Below are 13884 nucleotides of genomic sequence, written 5' to 3' on the forward strand. Positions count from 1 at the left end.
CATGACCGCTCTGACCGTTGACGTGCTGGACCCCAAGGGCAAGAAGGCCGGCACCGCCGAGCTCCCCGCCGAGGTGTTCGACGTCGAGCTCAACGTCCCGCTGATCCACCAGGTCGTCGTCGCCCAGCGTGCTGCCGCGCGCCAGGGCACCCACGACACCAAGACCCGCGGCGAGGTCCGCGGTGGTGGTCGCAAGCCGTACAAGCAGAAGGGCACCGGCCGCGCCCGCCAGGGTTCGACCCGTGCGCCGCAGTTCGCCGGCGGTGGCACCGTCCACGGCCCGACGCCGCGCTCGTACGACCAGCGGACGCCCAAGAAGATGAAGGCCGCCGCGCTCCGCGGTGCCCTCTCGGACCGCGCCCGCAACGGCCGCGTCCACGTCGTGACCGGCTTCGGCGTCGACGGCCTGCCGTCGACCAAGACCGCCCTCGCGACGCTCGCCAAGCTCTCCGAGCGCAAGCACGTCCTCGTCGTCACCGAGCGTGGTGACGAGCTGACGATCAAGTCGCTGCGGAACGTCGAGCAGGTCCACCTCCTGGTGGCCGACCAGCTCAACACCTACGACGTGCTCGTCTCCGACGACGTCGTCTTCACGCAGGGCGCGCTCGACGCGTTCCTGGCGGGCCCGGCCACGGGTCGCTCCGCGAAGGCCGTCGCCACCTCGACCGAGGCGGACGAGACTGCTGCCGAGGAGGCCGCGAAGTGACCACCGTGACCAAGGACCCCCGTGACGTGATCCTCGCGCCGGTCGTCTCCGAGAAGAGCTACGGCCTGCTCGACGAGGGCAAGTACACGTTCGTCGTCGACCCGCAGGCCAACAAGACCGAGATCAAGATCGCCGTCGAGCAGATCTTCTCGGTCAAGGTCGCCTCGGTGAACACGATCAACCGCAAGGGCAAGACGCGTCGCACGCGTTTCGGCCTGGGCAAGCGCAAGGACACCAAGCGTGCGATCGTCACCCTCCGCGAGGGCACGATCGACATCTTCGGCTGAGCCGACGAGAGCAGATTGAGGACAGATCCCCATGGGAATCCGTAAGTACAAGCCGACGACGCCCGGCCGCCGCGGCTCGAGCGTCGCCGACTTCGCCGAGATCACGCGCTCGCAGCCGGAGAAGTCTCTGGTCCGCCCGCTCTCCAAGAGCGGCGGCCGCAACAGCTCCGGCCGGATCACCACCCGTCACAAGGGTGGTGGCCACAAGCGTGCGTACCGCGTGATCGACTTCCGTCGCCACGACAAGGACGGCGTGCCCGCCAAGGTCGCGCACATCGAGTACGACCCGAACCGCACGGCGCGCATCGCGCTCCTGCACTACGCGGACGGCGAGAAGCGCTACATCGTCGCGCCGGCGAAGCTCAAGCAGGGCGACGTCGTCGAGAACGGTGCGGGCGCGGACATCAAGCCCGGCAACAACCTGCCGCTGCGCAACATCCCGACCGGTACGGTCATCCACGCCATCGAGCTCAAGCCCGGTGGCGGCGCGAAGATCGCCCGCTCGGCCGGTGCGTCGGTGCAGCTCGTCGCCAAGGACGGCCCGTACGCGCAGCTGCGCATGCCCTCCGGCGAGATCCGCAACGTCGACCTGCGCTGCCGCGCCACGGTCGGCGAGGTCGGCAACGCCGAGCAGTCGAACATCAACTGGGGCAAGGCCGGCCGCATGCGCTGGAAGGGCAAGCGCCCGACCGTCCGCGGTGTCGCCATGAACCCGATCGACCACCCGCACGGTGGTGGTGAGGGCAAGACCTCCGGTGGTCGCCACCCGGTGAGCCCCTGGGGCCAGCCGGAGGGTCGTACCCGCCGTCCGAACAAGCCGAGCGACAAGCTGATCGTGCGTCGTCGCCGTACCGGCAAGAAGCGCTGATAGGAGCCTGGAGACATGCCTCGTAGCCTGAAGAAGGGCCCCTTCGTCGACGACCACCTGCAGAAGAAGGTGGACGCTCAGAACGAGAAGGGGACCAAGAACGTCATCAAGACCTGGTCCCGTCGGTCGGTCATCACGCCCGACTTCCTCGGTCACACGTTCGCCGTGCACGACGGTCGCAAGCACACGCCGGTGTTCGTCACCGAGTCGATGGTCGGCCACAAGCTCGGCGAGTTCGCTCCCACGCGGACCTTCCGCGGCCACGTGAAGGACGACAAGAAGGGTCGTCGCCGCTGACCCCCGGGTCAGTCTGGTGACGACCTGGACGGTCAAGAGACAAGAAGGCAGGACAGCAATGGAAGCCAAGGCGCAGGCGCGGTTCGTCCGTGTCACGCCCCAGAAGGCCCGGCGCGTCGTGGACCTCATCCGTGGCAAGCAGGCCTCCGAGGCCGTCGCGGTGCTGAAGTTCGCACCGCAGGCGGCGAGCGAGCCCGTCCGCAAGGTCGTGGAGAGCGCCATCGCCAACGCCCGGGTGAAGGCAGACCGCGCGAGCGAGGCGTTCGAGGAGCAGGAGCTCGTCGTGCGTGAGGCGTTCGTCGACGAGGGTCCGACCCTCAAGCGTTTCCGCCCGCGCGCCCAGGGCCGTGCGAACCGCATCCTCAAGCGCACCAGCCACATCACCGTGGTCGTCGCTCCGCGTGAGAACACGAAGGGAAGTGCCCGATAGTGGGACAGAAGGTTCACCCGCACGGGTACCGCCTCGGCATCACCACCGACCACCGGTCGCGCTGGTTCGCCGACAGCACCAAGCCCGGCCAGCGGTACCGCGACTACGTCCGTGAGGACGTCCAGATCCGCAAGCTCATGAGCACCGGTCTCGAGCGCGCGGGCATCTCCAAGGTCGAGATCGAGCGCACCCGCGACCGCGTCCGCGTGGACATCCACACGGCGCGCCCGGGCATCGTCATCGGCCGCCGTGGCGCCGAGGCCGACCGCATCCGCGGCGAGCTCGAGAAGCTCACGGGCAAGCAGGTGCAGCTCAACATCCTCGAGGTGAAGAACGCCGAGACGGACGCGCAGCTCGTCGCGCAGGGCATCGCCGAGCAGCTCGCGAGCCGCGTCTCGTTCCGTCGCGCCATGCGCAAGGGCATCCAGTCCGCGCAGCGCGCCGGTGCCAAGGGCATCCGCGTGCAGGTCTCCGGCCGCCTCGGCGGCGCGGAGATGAGCCGGTCGGAGTTCTACCGCGAGGGTCGTGTGCCGCTGCACACGCTGCGCGCGTACATCGACTACGGCTTCTTCGAGGCCCGCACGACCTTCGGCCGCATCGGCGTGAAGGTGTGGATCTACAAGGGCGACGTCACCGAGAAGGAGTTCGCCGCGCAGCAGGCCACGGCCGCTCCGCGCCAGGGCCGTGGCGGCCCGCGCGGTGAGCGTGGCGGCGACCGTCGCGGTGGCCGTCGTCCCGAGCGTTCGGCCGAGCGGACCCCCGCGTCCGAGTCGCCGGCGGCGCCCGAGCAGGCTGCTCCCGCCGCGGAGGCGAAGGCCCCTGAGACCGGAACGGAGGCCTGAGTCATGCTGATCCCGCGCAGGCTCAAGCACCGCAAGCAGCACCACCCGTCGCGCTCCGGCGCGGCGAAGGGTGGCACGCAGATCGCGTTCGGCGAGTACGGCATCCAGGCTCTCGAGCCGGCGTACGTGACGAACCGCCAGATCGAGGCTGCTCGTATCGCGATGACCCGTCACATCAAGCGTGGCGGAAAGGTCTGGATCAACATCTACCCGGACCGCCCGCTGACCAAGAAGCCCGCCGAGACCCGCATGGGTTCCGGTAAGGGCTCGCCCGAGTGGTGGGTCGCCAATGTCAAGCCCGGCCGCATCGTCTTCGAGCTGGCTGGTGTCCCGGAGCCCCTGGCGCGCGAAGCCATGCGTCGCGCGATCCACAAGCTCCCGATGAAGTGCCGTTTCGTGGTGCGCGAGGGTGGTGGCAACTGATGGCAATCGGAACGAAGGGGCTCGCCCCCGTCGACCTCGACGCCAAGGACGACGAGTCGCTCGTCGCCGAGCTCAAGAAGGCCAAGGAGGAGCTCTTCAACCTCCGTTTCCAGTCGGCCACCGGCCAGCTGGAGAGCCACGGGCGCCTCAAGGCCGTCCGCCGCGACATCGCGCGGATCTACACGATCCTGCGTGAGCGCGAGCTCGGCATCCGTACCGCGCCGAGCGCCGAGTGAGTGAGGCTGGAATGAGCGAGAACGCAACGAACGCGCCCGAGGTCGCCGAGGCGACCGAGCAGCGCGCGTACCGCAAGACGCGCCGCGGCTACGTCGTGAGCGACAAGATGGACAAGACCGTGGTGGTCGAGGTCGAGGACCGGGTCAAGCACCCGCTCTACGGCAAGGTCATCCGCCGCACGAGCAAGGTCAAGGCGCACGACGAGCAGAACTCTGCCGGCGTGGGCGACCTCGTGCTCATCATGGAGACCCGCCCGCTGTCCGCGACCAAGCGGTGGCGCCTGGTGGAGATCCTCGAGAAGGCCAAGTGATCCACCGGTCGTGACGGGCGGGCTTCCCCGCTCGCCCGTCACGACCGCTCTCGTGCCGCACCGCGGTGCGGCAACCAGTGAGGACAGGTCGGGCGGGACCGCCGCCCGGTCCTGGCCGGTTCACCCGCGAGGGACCCGGCACTGACAGCTATCCGTTCGGCAAGGCTCGCGTCCCGCGAGAACCGGCTCGACGACAGGAGTTCATTACATGATCCAGCAGGAGTCGCGACTTCGTGTCGCCGACAACACGGGTGCCAAGGAGATCCTCTGCATCCGTGTTCTCGGTGGCTCGGGCCGTCGCTACGCCGGAATCGGCGACGTCATCGTCGCAACCGTCAAGGACGCGATCCCGGGCGGCAACGTGAAGAAGGGTGACGTGGTCAAGGCCGTCGTCGTCCGCACCGCCAAGGAGCGCCGTCGTCCGGACGGTTCCTACATCAAGTTCGACGAGAACGCCGCCGTCATCCTCAAGAACGACGGCGAGCCGCGCGGTACGCGCATCTTCGGCCCGGTCGGGCGCGAGCTGCGCGACAAGCGGTTCATGAAGATCATCTCGCTGGCTCCGGAGGTGCTCTGACCATGGCCAAGATCAAGAAGGGCGACCTCGTCGTCGTCATCGCCGGCAAGGACAAGGGCAAGCAGGGCCGCGTCCTCGAGGTGCTCACCGACCGTGACCGCGTCATCGTCGAGGGCGTCCAGCGCGTCACCAAGCACACCAAGGTCGGCCAGTCGCAGCGCGGCTCGCGGACCGGTGGGATCGAGACCGTCGAGGCCCCGATCCACATCAGCAACGTGATGGTCGTCGACCCGGAGACCAAGAAGGGCACCCGCGTCGGGTACCGCACCGAAGAGGTCGAGCGTGACGGCCGCAAGCGCACCGTTCGCGTGCGCGTCGCCAAGCGCTCCGGGAAGGACATCTGATGAGCACCGAGATCGTTGCCCCTGAGGTGCCCCGCCTGAAGCAGCGCTACCGCGACGAGATCGTCGCCGGTCTGCGCGAGGAGTTCGGGCACGACAACGTCAACCAGGTCGCCCGCGTCACGAAGATCGTCGTGAACATGGGTGTCGGTGACGCCGCGAAGGACTCGAAGCTCATCGAGGGCGCCATCCGCGACCTGTCCGCGATCACCGGCCAGAAGCCGCAGGTGACCAAGGCCCGCAAGTCCATCGCGCAGTTCAAGCTGCGCGAGGGCATGCCGATCGGCGCGCACGTCACGCTGCGCGGCGACCGCATGTGGGAGTTCCTGGACCGCCTGCTGTCGATCGCCCTGCCGCGCATCCGCGACTTCCGCGGCCTGTCGCCCAAGCAGTTCGACGGGCACGGCAACTACACGTTCGGCCTCACGGAGCAGTCGATGTTCCACGAGATCGACCAGGACAAGATCGACCGTGTCCGCGGTATGGACATCACGATCGTGACCACGGCGACGACCGATGACGAGGGCCGCTCCCTGCTGCGCCGTCTCGGCTTCCCCTTCAAGGAGAACTGACATGGCGAAGAAGGCCCTGATCAACAAGGCGGCCGCCAAGCCGAAGTTCGCGGTCCGCGCCTACACCCGGTGCCAGAAGTGCGGTCGCCCGCACTCGGTGTACCGCAAGTTCGGCCTGTGCCGCATCTGCGTGCGCGAGATGGCCCACCGTGGTGAGCTTCCGGGCGTCACCAAGAGCAGCTGGTAACAACTACGTCGTAGGTCCTGGCGGAGCGCGTCGCACGACGCGCCTCCGCCCGGATACCACGTCGAGGAAGGGCTAGAGCCCGATGACGATGACCGACCCGATCGCAGACATGCTCACGCGTCTGCGGAACGCGAACTCGGCTTACCACGAGACGGTGACCATGCCGTACTCGAAGCTGAAGTCGCACATTGCCGAGATCCTCCAGGCCGAGGGCTACATCTCCGGCTGGAGCGTCGAGGACGCGAAGGTGGGCAAGAACCTCACCATCCAGCTGAAGTTCGGCCCGAACCGCGAGCGCAGCCTCTCCGGCGTGCGCCGCGTGTCGAAGCCCGGCCTGCGCAAGTACGTCAAGTCCACCGAGCTGCCGAAGGTTCTCGGCGGCCTGGGCGTGGCGATCCTGTCCACGTCCTCCGGTCTGCTCACCGACAAGCAGGCCGCCACGAAGGGCGTGGGCGGCGAAGTCCTCGCCTACGTCTGGTAATCCGGAAAGGAGATACGCCATGTCTCGAATCGGCAAGATCCCCGTTCCGGTGCCCGCCGGAGTGGACGTCACCATCAGCGGTGCGCTCGTGACCGTGAAGGGCCCCAAGGGCTCGCTCGAGCACCACGTGCCCGCCCCCATCCAGGTCGCTCAGGAGGACGGCACCCTCGTGGTGACGCGCCCGAACGACGAGCGCGAGTCCCGCGCGCTGCACGGCCTCACGCGCACCCTGCTGGCGAACATCGTCCAGGGCGTGACGCAGGGCTACGAGAAGAAGCTCGAGATCGTCGGCACCGGTTACCGCGTGACCGCCAAGGGCTCGGACCTCGAGTTCGCCCTCGGCTTCAGCCACCCGGTCGTCGTGACGCCGCCCGCGGGCATCACGTTCGCGGTCGAGAGCCCGACGAAGTTCTCGGTCTCCGGCATCGACAAGCAGCAGGTCGGCGAGGTCGCAGCGAACATCCGCAAGATTCGCAAGCCCGAGCCGTACAAGGGCAAGGGTGTGCGTTACGCCGGCGAGGTCGTCCGCCGCAAGGTCGGAAAGGCTGGTAAGTAACGATGGCTCTGAAGGTTCTCGGCAAGGGCAAGGCCGTCGCGCGTCAGCGCCGCCACCTGCGCCTGCGCAAGAAGATCAAGGGGACCGCCGCTCGTCCGCGCCTCGTGGTGACGCGCTCCTCGCGCCACATCACGGCCCAGGTCGTGGACGACACGATCGGCCAGACGCTCGCGTCGGCCTCGTCGCTCGAGGCGGACCTGCGTGCGCTCGACGGCGACAAGAGCGCCAAGGCCCGCAAGGTCGGCGAGCTCGTCGCCGAGCGTGCGAAGGCCAAGGGCGTCGACGCGGTCGTGTTCGACCGTGGCGGCAACAAGTACCACGGTCGGGTCGCTGCGGTCGCCGACGGCGCCCGCGAGGGCGGTCTGTCCCTGTGACGACGACGACCATCCCCACACGGAAGCAAAGGATTCTCTGATGGCTGCAGGGCAGCGCAGCAACACCGGCGCCCCCACGGGTGCCGCCAACGAGTCGAGCGACCAGAACGCGCGCGGGGGGCGCCGCGACGACCGTCGCGGTGACCGTCGCGACGGTCGCCGTGGCGACGCAGCCGAGAAGAACGCCTTCGTCGAGCGCGTCGTCACCATCAACCGCGTCGCCAAGGTCGTCAAGGGCGGCCGCCGCTTCAGCTTCACCGCGCTCGTCGTGGTGGGCGACGGCGACGGCACCGTCGGCGTCGGCTACGGCAAGGCGAAGGAGGTGCCCGCGGCGATCGCCAAGGGTGTCGAGGAGGCCAAGAAGAACTTCTTCAAGGTCCCGCGCATCCAGGGCACCATCCCGCACCCCATCCAGGGTGAGGCCGCCGCCGGCGTCGTGTTCCTCCGTCCGGCCGCTCCCGGTACCGGTGTGATCGCCGGTGGTCCGGTGCGCGCCGTGCTGGAGTGCGCGGGCATCCACGACGTGCTGAGCAAGTCGCTCGGCTCGTCCAACGCGATCAACATCGTGCACGCGACCGTCGAGGCCCTGCGCAACCTGGAGCAGCCCGAGGCTGTCGCCGCGCGCCGTGGTCTCCCGCTCGAGGACGTGGCCCCGGCCGCGCTCCTGCGTGCCCGTGCTGCGGGGGTGAACGCCTGATGGCCAGGCTCAAGGTGACCCAGACGAAGTCCGCCATCGGCGGCAAGCAGAACCAGCGCGACACGCTGCGCACTCTGGGCCTCAAGCGGATCGGCGACACCGCCGTGAAGGAGGACCGCCCGGAGATCCGCGGCATGGTCGCGACGGTGGCGCACCTCGTCACCGTTGAGGAGGTCGAGTGACCATGGCTGAGAAGGCCACCAAGGAGACCGCTGAGGCTCCGAAGAAGAAGGCCGCTGCGAAGGCCCCCGCGAAGGCGGAGACCGCGCAGACCGAGGGTGCCGGCGGCACGCTCAAGGTCCACCACCTGCGTCCGGCTCCCGGCGCCAAGAAGGCCAAGACCCGCGTGGGTCGTGGTGAGGCGTCGAAGGGTAAGACGGCGGGCCGCGGTACCAAGGGTACGAAGGCTCGTTACCAGGTCCCCGAGCGCTTCGAGGGCGGGCAGATGCCTCTGCACATGCGCCTCCCGAAGCTGCGCGGGTTCAAGAACCCGTTCCGCACCGAGTACCAGGTCGTGAACCTGGACAAGCTCGCGGCGCTGTACCCCGAGGGTGGCCAGGTCACCGTCGAGGACCTCGTCGCGAAGGGCGCGGTCCGCAAGGGCCAGCTCGTCAAGGTGCTCGGCACGGGCGAGATCACCGTCAAGCTCGAGGTCGCGGTCGACGCCCTCTCGGGCTCGGCGCGCGAGAAGATCCTCGCGGCCGGCGGCTCGGTCTCCGAGGACTGACAGCTCCGGACAGGGCCGGTGGCGCGCACGCGCCGTCGGCCCTGTCCGCGTCTGCGGACGTCCGCCCGCACGACCCGTGGTCCGTTCGGCAGCGCACCACGGTTAGACTCTCCGACGGTTGTCTCTCCGCGCCGCGGGGTGACCGCCGTCACTCCAGGTCCACGGTCGGTCCGTCCGGTCGTCGGGACCGACTTGCCGTTCGACGCGACGCTACGGCTAGGGTGCCTCTTGGCGCCCGTGCCGTGCGTCACACCTCGCCGGGCCTCCCGGCGACACGACATCCCGCCTCGGCGGGCCAGGAGGATAGGTGCTCAGCGCATTCGCCCGGGCTTTCCGGACGCCCGACCTGCGGCGCAAGCTGCTGTTCACGATCGCGATCATGGCGATCTTCCGGGTGGGGTCGTTCATCCCCACGCCGGGCGTGGACTACCCCAACGTGCAGCAGTGCATCGCGGAGACCGCCGACGGCAACGACCTGCTCGGCCTCGTCAACCTGTTCAGCGGCGGGGCTCTGCTCCAGCTGTCGATCTTCGCGCTCGGCATCATGCCGTACATCACCGCGAGCATCATCGTCCAGCTGCTGCGCGTCGTGATCCCTCGCTTCGAGGCGCTCCACAAGGAGGGCCAGTCGGGCCAGGCGAAGCTGACGCAGTACACGCGCTACCTGACGATCGCGCTCGCCATCCTCCAGTCGACGACCGTCATCACGACGGCGCGCAACGGCCTGCTCTTCCAGGGCTGCTCGGTCGACGTCATCCCCGACGGCAGCTTCCTGACGATGGCGCTCATGGTCATCACCATGACCGCGGGCACGGGCCTCATCATGTGGCTCGGCGAGCTCATCACGGAGCGCGGCGTCGGCAACGGCATGTCGCTGCTCATCTTCACGTCGATCGCCGCGAGCTTCCCGACCGCCCTGTGGTCGATCGCCGGTGGCGCGAACGGCGCGACGAACTTCATCATCATGATCGCGGTCATCGTGGTCGTCATCGGCCTGGTCGTGTTCGTGGAGCAGTCGCAGCGCCGCGTGCCGGTCCAGTACGCCAAGCGCATGGTGGGGCGCCGCATGTACGGCGGCTCGAGCACGTACATCCCGATCAAGATCAACATGGCCGGCGTCATCCCGGTGATCTTCGCGGCCTCGCTGCTCGCGGTCCCGGGCCTCATCGCGCAGTTCGGCGACCAGAGCGCCGACTGGGTCATCTGGATCAGCACCAACCTCGCCGACCCGGCAGCGCCGCTGCACATCGTGCTCTACGTGCTGATGATCCTGTTCTTCTGCTTCTTCTACACGTCGATCACGTTCAACCCGGACGAGGTCGCGGACAACATGAAGAAGTACGGCGGGTTCATCCCGGGCATCCGCGCCGGTCGCCCCACGGCCGAGTACCTCGACTACGTCATCACCCGCATCACGTCCGCGGGCTCCATCTACCTCGCGCTCGTCGCACTGCTGCCGACGCTGGTCCTCATCGGGCTCGGCGTGAGCACCAACATCCCGTTCGGTGGCTCCTCGATCATCATCGTCGTCGGCGTCGGCCTGGAGACGGTCAAGCAGATCAACTCCCAGCTGCAGCAGCGCCACTACGAAGGGTTCCTCCGTTGAGCAACGCCACCGACGGCCAGTCCGCGTCGCGCCCCGCCCGTCTCGTCATCATGGGCCCCCAGGGCGCGGGCAAGGGCACGCAGGCCGCCCGGCTCGCCGAGCAGCTGTCCATCCCCGCGATCTCGACCGGCGACATCTTCCGGGCGAACATCAAGGGCGGCACGGAGCTCGGTCGGCTCGCGCAGGAGTACACCGCGAAGGGCGAGCTCGTCCCGGACTCGGTGACCAACGCGATGGTGCGCGACCGCCTCGCGCAGGACGACGCCGCGCAGGGGTTCATCCTCGACGGCTACCCGCGCAACGCGGCCCAGGTCGTCGAGCTCGACGCGATCCTCGCCGACCTCGGCGTCGCGCTGGACGGCGTCGTCGAGCTCACCGCGGACCGTGACGAGCTCCTCGCGCGCCTCGCGAAGCGTGCCGAGATCGAGGGCCGCGAGGACGACACCGAGGAGGCGATCGCGCGCCGTCTCGACATCTACGCCGAGCAGACGGCGCCGCTCACGTCCGCCTACGACGAGCGCGGGCTGCTGGTCCGCGTCGACGGCATCGGCGACATCGACGAGGTCACCGGGCGCATCGTCTCGGCGCTGACCGCTCTCGTCGGCTGAGCCGGCGACGGTCGTCCCGCACGGTCCTCCGGGGAGCAGCACGATGTTCGGTCGCGAGCGCATCGAGTACAAGACGCACGACCAGGTCCGGTCGATGCGCAGCGCCGGCCTCGTCGTCGCGCGCGCGCTCGAGACCGTCCGGGACGCGGTGCGGCCGGGCATGACGACGGCCGACCTGGACGCGCTGGCCGCGGCGGTCATCGCTGACGCGGGGGCGACGCCCTCGTTCCTCGGTTACGAGGGCTACCCGGCGTCGCTGTGCGTGTCCGTGAACGACGAGGTCGTGCACGGCATCCCGGGCCCCCGCGAGCTGCGCCCGGGCGACGTCGTCTCCGTGGACTGCGGCGCGATCGTCGACGGCTGGCACGGGGACTCCGCCGTGTCGTTCGTGCTCGGCGACGGCGACCCGCGCGACGAGGCCCTCGTCGAGGCCACGCGCCGCGCGATGTGGGCGGGCATCGCCGCGCTCGCGACGAGCGAGCGCCTGTGCGAGGTCGGGATCGCGATCGAGGAGTCCGTCCGTGCGTCGGGCGAGTCCGACGGCGTGACGTACGGGATCGTCGAGGACTACGTGGGCCACGGGATCGGGTCCGCGATGCACCAGCCGCCGGACGTCCCGAACTACCGCACGCGCGAGAAGGGCCCGCGGCTGAAGCCGGGCATGTGCCTCGCGATCGAGCCGATGGTGACGCTGGGGGACCGGTTCACCGAGGTGTGCGAGGACGACTGGACGGTCGTGACGGACGACGGCGCGCGCGCCGCGCACTGGGAGCACAGCGTCGCGATCCTCGAGGACGGCATCTGGGTGCTGACCGCCGCGGACGGCGGCGCGGCGGAGCTCGCCGAGCGCGGCGTCCGGGTCGCGGCCCTCTCGTCCTGACGCGAGCGACCGGGCGCCGGCCTCGGCGTCCGGCCCGGGGGAGTGACGCGTCGCACCCCGCCTGCCGAGCCCCGAGGTTTCGCGTCCCTTGCCTGATGCCGTAGGATAGTCCGTCGGGTGTAGTCCGTGCACGTCGTTCGACCGGCCCCCGTCCCTCGGGACCCGGGCGACCGACCGCCGCACGCGGCTCCACGCACCTCCCACGATCGGACGACCCGCGGGTCGGGCGCGCGCGGGAGTCCTAGCAGTTCAGACGAGAGTTAGCGGAGGACATGGCAAAGAAGGACGGTGTCATCGAGATCGAGGGCAGCGTGGTCGAGGCCCTGCCGAACGCGATGTTCCGCGTGGAGCTGGCCAACGGTCACAAGGTTCTCGCGCACATCTCGGGCAAGATGCGCCAGCACTACATCCGGATCCTCCCCGAGGACCGGGTCGTGGTCGAGCTGAGCCCGTACGACCTGTCCCGCGGCCGGATCGTCTACCGCTACAAGTAGTCGCCACGCGTCCACCCACTCACCCGCCTCGCCACCCGGTCACCGGGGCCGCACGTCGGTCGCGCCCGGAGCGGGGCACCACTGAGGGAACGAAGATGAAGGTCAAGCCCAGCGTCAAGAAGATCTGCGACAAGTGCAAGGTGATCCGCCGGCACGGTCGCGTCATGGTGATCTGCGACAACCTGCGGCACAAGCAGCGCCAGGGCTGAGCCCGCGCGCCTGCGCCACGGGTGAGGGTCCTTCGGGGCCGTGATCACCGGGCCGCCCGTCACCACGACGGCCGGCCACCAGCGCACCACCACGAACCTGCTCGGCACCCCGGACGCGAGTCCGGGCGGAGAACGCCACAGGCAGGGGAACCCCCGGCTCGGAGGCCGGGGCCCGCGGAGCTCCCCGTGGGAGGGCGGTGCGACAGACCTCCGACGAAGAACGAGGAGCCGAAAGGCACATGGCACGTCTCATCGGCGTCGACCTCCCCCGCGACAAGCGGCTCGAGGTCGCGCTCACCTACATCTACGGCGTCGGCCGTACCCGCGCCCAGCAGACGCTGGCCGCGACCGGCATCAGCCCGGACGCGCGCGTGAAGGACCTCGGCGACGCCGAGCTCGTCGCGCTGCGCGACTACCTCGAGGGCAACTACAAGCTCGAGGGTGACCTCCGTCGTGAGGTGGCCGCCGACATCCGCCGCAAGGTCGAGATCGGCACCTACCAGGGCCTGCGTCACCGCCGCGGCCTGCCCGTGCGCGGCCAGCGCACGAAGACCAACGCGCGTACGCGCAAGGGACCGAAGCGCACCGTGGCCGGCAAGAAGAAGGCCCGCTGAGCCAGTCCGCAGGGCGGGCCCTGCTCGCGCGCTGACCCGGACCTCACGGTCCGCGTCGTGCCGGGTGGAGATCCCCGCGGTCAGACCACCTCAGACCAGGAGAGAAGAAGGACATGCCTCCCAAGACTCGCGCCGCCGCTGGGCGCAAGCCTCGCCGCAAGGACAAGAAGAACGTCCCCGCCGGCCAGGCGCACATCAAGAGCACGTTCAACAACACGATCGTGTCGATCACGGACCCGTCGGGCGCCGTGATCGCGTGGGCCTCCGGCGGCGACGTCGGCTTCAAGGGCTCGCGCAAGTCGACCCCCTTCGCCGCCGGCCTCGCGGCCGAGGCCGCTGCGCGCAAGGCGCAGGAGCACGGCATGAAGAAGGTCGACGTCTTCGTGAAGGGCCCGGGCTCGGGTCGCGAGACCGCGATCCGCTCGCTGCAGTCGGCCGGCCTCGAGGTCGGCTCGATCCAGGACGTCACGCCGCAGGCGCACAACGGGTGCCGCCCGCCCAAGCGTCGTCGCGTCTGACCCCTTCGTCGGCGTGCCGTCGACGGGCCGCCCGGTCGTGACC

26 protein-coding genes are annotated in these 13884 nt (G+C 69.4%); all 26 read left to right on the top strand.

Features of this window, described 5'->3' with window-relative positions:
• Position 1: 1 nt before the first annotated feature.
• The 26 genes from rplD to rpsK all read left to right on the top strand — a co-directional run bounded on the left by rplD (position 2) and on the right by rpsK (position 13841).
• Positions 2–706, top strand: a complete 705-nt coding sequence (rplD, locus tag GJV82_RS04195) for a 50S ribosomal protein L4 (RefSeq protein WP_024840311.1) — start codon at positions 2–4, stop codon at positions 704–706.
• Positions 703–993: a 50S ribosomal protein L23 gene (gene rplW / locus GJV82_RS04200; RefSeq protein WP_034604100.1), complete on the top strand. Its 291-nt coding sequence runs from the start codon at positions 703–705 to the stop codon at positions 991–993. Before rplD ends, rplW begins: the two co-directional genes overlap by 4 nt.
• Before the next feature lie 31 nt (positions 994–1024).
• The gene (gene rplB, locus GJV82_RS04205) at positions 1025–1861 is read left to right on the top strand and encodes a 50S ribosomal protein L2 (RefSeq protein WP_024840312.1); all 837 of its coding nucleotides are present in this window, start codon (positions 1025–1027) and stop codon (positions 1859–1861) included.
• Positions 1862–1876: 15 nt separating this feature from the next.
• On the top strand, positions 1877–2158 hold the full coding sequence (gene rpsS / locus GJV82_RS04210; RefSeq protein WP_021479878.1) for a 30S ribosomal protein S19: 282 nt from the start codon (positions 1877–1879) through the stop codon (positions 2156–2158).
• A gap of 58 nt (positions 2159–2216) precedes the next feature.
• Positions 2217–2588 carry a 50S ribosomal protein L22 gene (gene rplV / locus GJV82_RS04215; protein ID WP_021479879.1) on the top strand — a complete coding sequence of 124 codons (372 nt, stop codon included), beginning with the start codon at positions 2217–2219 and terminating at the stop codon, positions 2586–2588.
• Positions 2588–3430 (top strand): 30S ribosomal protein S3, encoded by an 843-nt coding sequence (gene rpsC, locus GJV82_RS04220; RefSeq protein WP_024840313.1) that lies wholly within the window; start codon positions 2588–2590, stop codon positions 3428–3430. Before rplV ends, rpsC begins: the two co-directional genes overlap by 1 nt.
• 3 nt (positions 3431–3433) lie before the next feature.
• Positions 3434–3853: a 50S ribosomal protein L16 gene (rplP, locus tag GJV82_RS04225; RefSeq protein WP_024840314.1), complete on the top strand. Its 420-nt coding sequence runs from the start codon at positions 3434–3436 to the stop codon at positions 3851–3853.
• Positions 3853–4089: a 50S ribosomal protein L29 gene (gene rpmC / locus GJV82_RS04230; protein WP_024840315.1), complete on the top strand. Its 237-nt coding sequence runs from the start codon at positions 3853–3855 to the stop codon at positions 4087–4089. Before rplP ends, rpmC begins: the two co-directional genes overlap by 1 nt.
• A gap of 11 nt (positions 4090–4100) precedes the next feature.
• On the top strand, positions 4101–4400 hold the full coding sequence (gene rpsQ, locus GJV82_RS04235; RefSeq protein WP_024840316.1) for a 30S ribosomal protein S17: 300 nt from the start codon (positions 4101–4103) through the stop codon (positions 4398–4400).
• A 208-nt stretch (positions 4401–4608) separates the two neighbouring features.
• Positions 4609–4977, top strand: coding sequence for a 50S ribosomal protein L14 (gene rplN / locus GJV82_RS04240; protein ID WP_021480431.1), 369 nt, complete (start codon positions 4609–4611; stop codon positions 4975–4977).
• Between the two features lie 2 nt (positions 4978–4979).
• Entirely contained in the window at positions 4980–5321 is a 342-nt protein-coding gene (gene rplX / locus GJV82_RS04245) for a 50S ribosomal protein L24 (RefSeq protein ID WP_024840317.1), read from the top strand.
• Complete coding sequence (gene rplE, locus GJV82_RS04250) at positions 5321–5890, top strand: 50S ribosomal protein L5 (protein ID WP_024840318.1); 570 nt, start codon at positions 5321–5323, stop codon at positions 5888–5890. Before rplX ends, rplE begins: the two co-directional genes overlap by 1 nt.
• A gap of 1 nt (position 5891) precedes the next feature.
• Entirely contained in the window at positions 5892–6077 is a 186-nt protein-coding gene (locus GJV82_RS04255) for a type Z 30S ribosomal protein S14 (RefSeq protein ID WP_021480434.1), read from the top strand.
• An 82-nt stretch (positions 6078–6159) separates the two neighbouring features.
• Positions 6160–6558 (top strand): 30S ribosomal protein S8, encoded by a 399-nt coding sequence (gene rpsH / locus GJV82_RS04260; RefSeq protein WP_024840319.1) that lies wholly within the window; start codon positions 6160–6162, stop codon positions 6556–6558.
• Between the two features lie 19 nt (positions 6559–6577).
• Positions 6578–7114, top strand: coding sequence for a 50S ribosomal protein L6 (gene rplF / locus GJV82_RS04265; protein ID WP_024840320.1), 537 nt, complete (start codon positions 6578–6580; stop codon positions 7112–7114).
• A 2-nt stretch (positions 7115–7116) separates the two neighbouring features.
• Entirely contained in the window at positions 7117–7488 is a 372-nt protein-coding gene (rplR, locus tag GJV82_RS04270) for a 50S ribosomal protein L18 (RefSeq protein WP_024840321.1), read from the top strand.
• A gap of 40 nt (positions 7489–7528) precedes the next feature.
• Positions 7529–8185, top strand: a complete 657-nt coding sequence (gene rpsE / locus GJV82_RS04275) for a 30S ribosomal protein S5 (RefSeq protein WP_024840322.1) — start codon at positions 7529–7531, stop codon at positions 8183–8185.
• A complete protein-coding gene (rpmD, locus tag GJV82_RS04280; RefSeq protein ID WP_021480439.1) occupies positions 8185–8367 on the top strand; it encodes a 50S ribosomal protein L30 in 183 nt (60 codons plus the stop codon). Before rpsE ends, rpmD begins: the two co-directional genes overlap by 1 nt.
• A gap of 2 nt (positions 8368–8369) precedes the next feature.
• Complete coding sequence (gene rplO, locus GJV82_RS04285; RefSeq protein ID WP_081772291.1) at positions 8370–8912, top strand: 50S ribosomal protein L15; 543 nt, start codon at positions 8370–8372, stop codon at positions 8910–8912.
• 307 nt (positions 8913–9219) lie between these two features.
• Positions 9220–10518: a preprotein translocase subunit SecY gene (gene secY, locus GJV82_RS04290; protein ID WP_024840324.1), complete on the top strand. Its 1299-nt coding sequence runs from the start codon at positions 9220–9222 to the stop codon at positions 10516–10518.
• A complete protein-coding gene (locus GJV82_RS04295; protein WP_263971382.1) occupies positions 10515–11126 on the top strand; it encodes an adenylate kinase in 612 nt (203 codons plus the stop codon). The genes secY and GJV82_RS04295 overlap by 4 nt, the downstream gene beginning before the upstream one ends.
• Positions 11127–11169: 43 nt before the next feature.
• Positions 11170–12006, top strand: coding sequence for a type I methionyl aminopeptidase (gene map, locus GJV82_RS04300; RefSeq protein ID WP_024840326.1), 837 nt, complete (start codon positions 11170–11172; stop codon positions 12004–12006).
• Positions 12007–12278: 272 nt separating this feature from the next.
• Positions 12279–12500, top strand: a complete 222-nt coding sequence (infA, locus tag GJV82_RS04305) for a translation initiation factor IF-1 (RefSeq protein WP_012867920.1) — start codon at positions 12279–12281, stop codon at positions 12498–12500.
• A 95-nt stretch (positions 12501–12595) separates the two neighbouring features.
• A complete protein-coding gene (gene rpmJ, locus GJV82_RS04310) occupies positions 12596–12709 on the top strand; it encodes a 50S ribosomal protein L36 (protein ID WP_003956441.1) in 114 nt (37 codons plus the stop codon).
• A gap of 239 nt (positions 12710–12948) precedes the next feature.
• Positions 12949–13323 (top strand): 30S ribosomal protein S13, encoded by a 375-nt coding sequence (gene rpsM / locus GJV82_RS04315; protein ID WP_021479758.1) that lies wholly within the window; start codon positions 12949–12951, stop codon positions 13321–13323.
• Positions 13324–13436: 113 nt separating this feature from the next.
• Positions 13437–13841 (top strand): 30S ribosomal protein S11, encoded by a 405-nt coding sequence (gene rpsK, locus GJV82_RS04320; RefSeq protein ID WP_021479759.1) that lies wholly within the window; start codon positions 13437–13439, stop codon positions 13839–13841.
• Positions 13842–13884: the final 43 nt, after the last annotated feature.

This window comes from Cellulosimicrobium composti, from assembly GCF_009711085.1.
Classification (GTDB): domain Bacteria; phylum Actinomycetota; class Actinomycetes; order Actinomycetales; family Cellulomonadaceae; genus Cellulosimicrobium; species Cellulosimicrobium composti.

Excerpts from the sequence above, each read along its gene's own strand:
- rplR (WP_024840321.1), top strand. The coding sequence starts at position 7,117 with ATGGCTCTGAAGGTTCTCGGCAAGGGCAAGGCCGTCGCGCGTCAGCGC.
- rplP (WP_024840314.1), top strand. The coding sequence starts at position 3,434 with ATGCTGATCCCGCGCAGGCTCAAGCACCGCAAGCAGCACCACCCGTCG.
- rplD (WP_024840311.1), top strand. The coding sequence starts at position 2 with ATGACCGCTCTGACCGTTGACGTGCTGGACCCCAAGGGCAAGAAGGCC.
- rpsM (WP_021479758.1), top strand. The coding sequence starts at position 12,949 with ATGGCACGTCTCATCGGCGTCGACCTCCCCCGCGACAAGCGGCTCGAG.
- rplB (WP_024840312.1), top strand. The coding sequence starts at position 1,025 with ATGGGAATCCGTAAGTACAAGCCGACGACGCCCGGCCGCCGCGGCTCG.
- rpsQ (WP_024840316.1), top strand. The coding sequence starts at position 4,101 with ATGAGCGAGAACGCAACGAACGCGCCCGAGGTCGCCGAGGCGACCGAG.
- map (WP_024840326.1), top strand. The coding sequence starts at position 11,170 with ATGTTCGGTCGCGAGCGCATCGAGTACAAGACGCACGACCAGGTCCGG.
- rplO (WP_081772291.1), top strand. The coding sequence starts at position 8,370 with ATGGCTGAGAAGGCCACCAAGGAGACCGCTGAGGCTCCGAAGAAGAAG.
- rplX (WP_024840317.1), top strand. The coding sequence starts at position 4,980 with ATGGCCAAGATCAAGAAGGGCGACCTCGTCGTCGTCATCGCCGGCAAG.
- infA (WP_012867920.1), top strand. The coding sequence starts at position 12,279 with ATGGCAAAGAAGGACGGTGTCATCGAGATCGAGGGCAGCGTGGTCGAG.
- rplF (WP_024840320.1), top strand. The coding sequence starts at position 6,578 with ATGTCTCGAATCGGCAAGATCCCCGTTCCGGTGCCCGCCGGAGTGGAC.
- rplE (WP_024840318.1), top strand. The coding sequence starts at position 5,321 with ATGAGCACCGAGATCGTTGCCCCTGAGGTGCCCCGCCTGAAGCAGCGC.
- rplV (WP_021479879.1), top strand. The coding sequence starts at position 2,217 with ATGGAAGCCAAGGCGCAGGCGCGGTTCGTCCGTGTCACGCCCCAGAAG.
- rpmJ (WP_003956441.1), top strand. The coding sequence starts at position 12,596 with ATGAAGGTCAAGCCCAGCGTCAAGAAGATCTGCGACAAGTGCAAGGTG.
- rpsS (WP_021479878.1), top strand. The coding sequence starts at position 1,877 with ATGCCTCGTAGCCTGAAGAAGGGCCCCTTCGTCGACGACCACCTGCAG.
- rpsE (WP_024840322.1), top strand. The coding sequence starts at position 7,529 with ATGGCTGCAGGGCAGCGCAGCAACACCGGCGCCCCCACGGGTGCCGCC.
- rpsK (WP_021479759.1), top strand. The coding sequence starts at position 13,437 with ATGCCTCCCAAGACTCGCGCCGCCGCTGGGCGCAAGCCTCGCCGCAAG.
- GJV82_RS04255 (WP_021480434.1), top strand. The coding sequence starts at position 5,892 with ATGGCGAAGAAGGCCCTGATCAACAAGGCGGCCGCCAAGCCGAAGTTC.
- rpmD (WP_021480439.1), top strand. The coding sequence starts at position 8,185 with ATGGCCAGGCTCAAGGTGACCCAGACGAAGTCCGCCATCGGCGGCAAG.
- rpmC (WP_024840315.1), top strand. The coding sequence starts at position 3,853 with ATGGCAATCGGAACGAAGGGGCTCGCCCCCGTCGACCTCGACGCCAAG.
- rpsH (WP_024840319.1), top strand. The coding sequence starts at position 6,160 with ATGACGATGACCGACCCGATCGCAGACATGCTCACGCGTCTGCGGAAC.
- rplN (WP_021480431.1), top strand. The coding sequence starts at position 4,609 with ATGATCCAGCAGGAGTCGCGACTTCGTGTCGCCGACAACACGGGTGCC.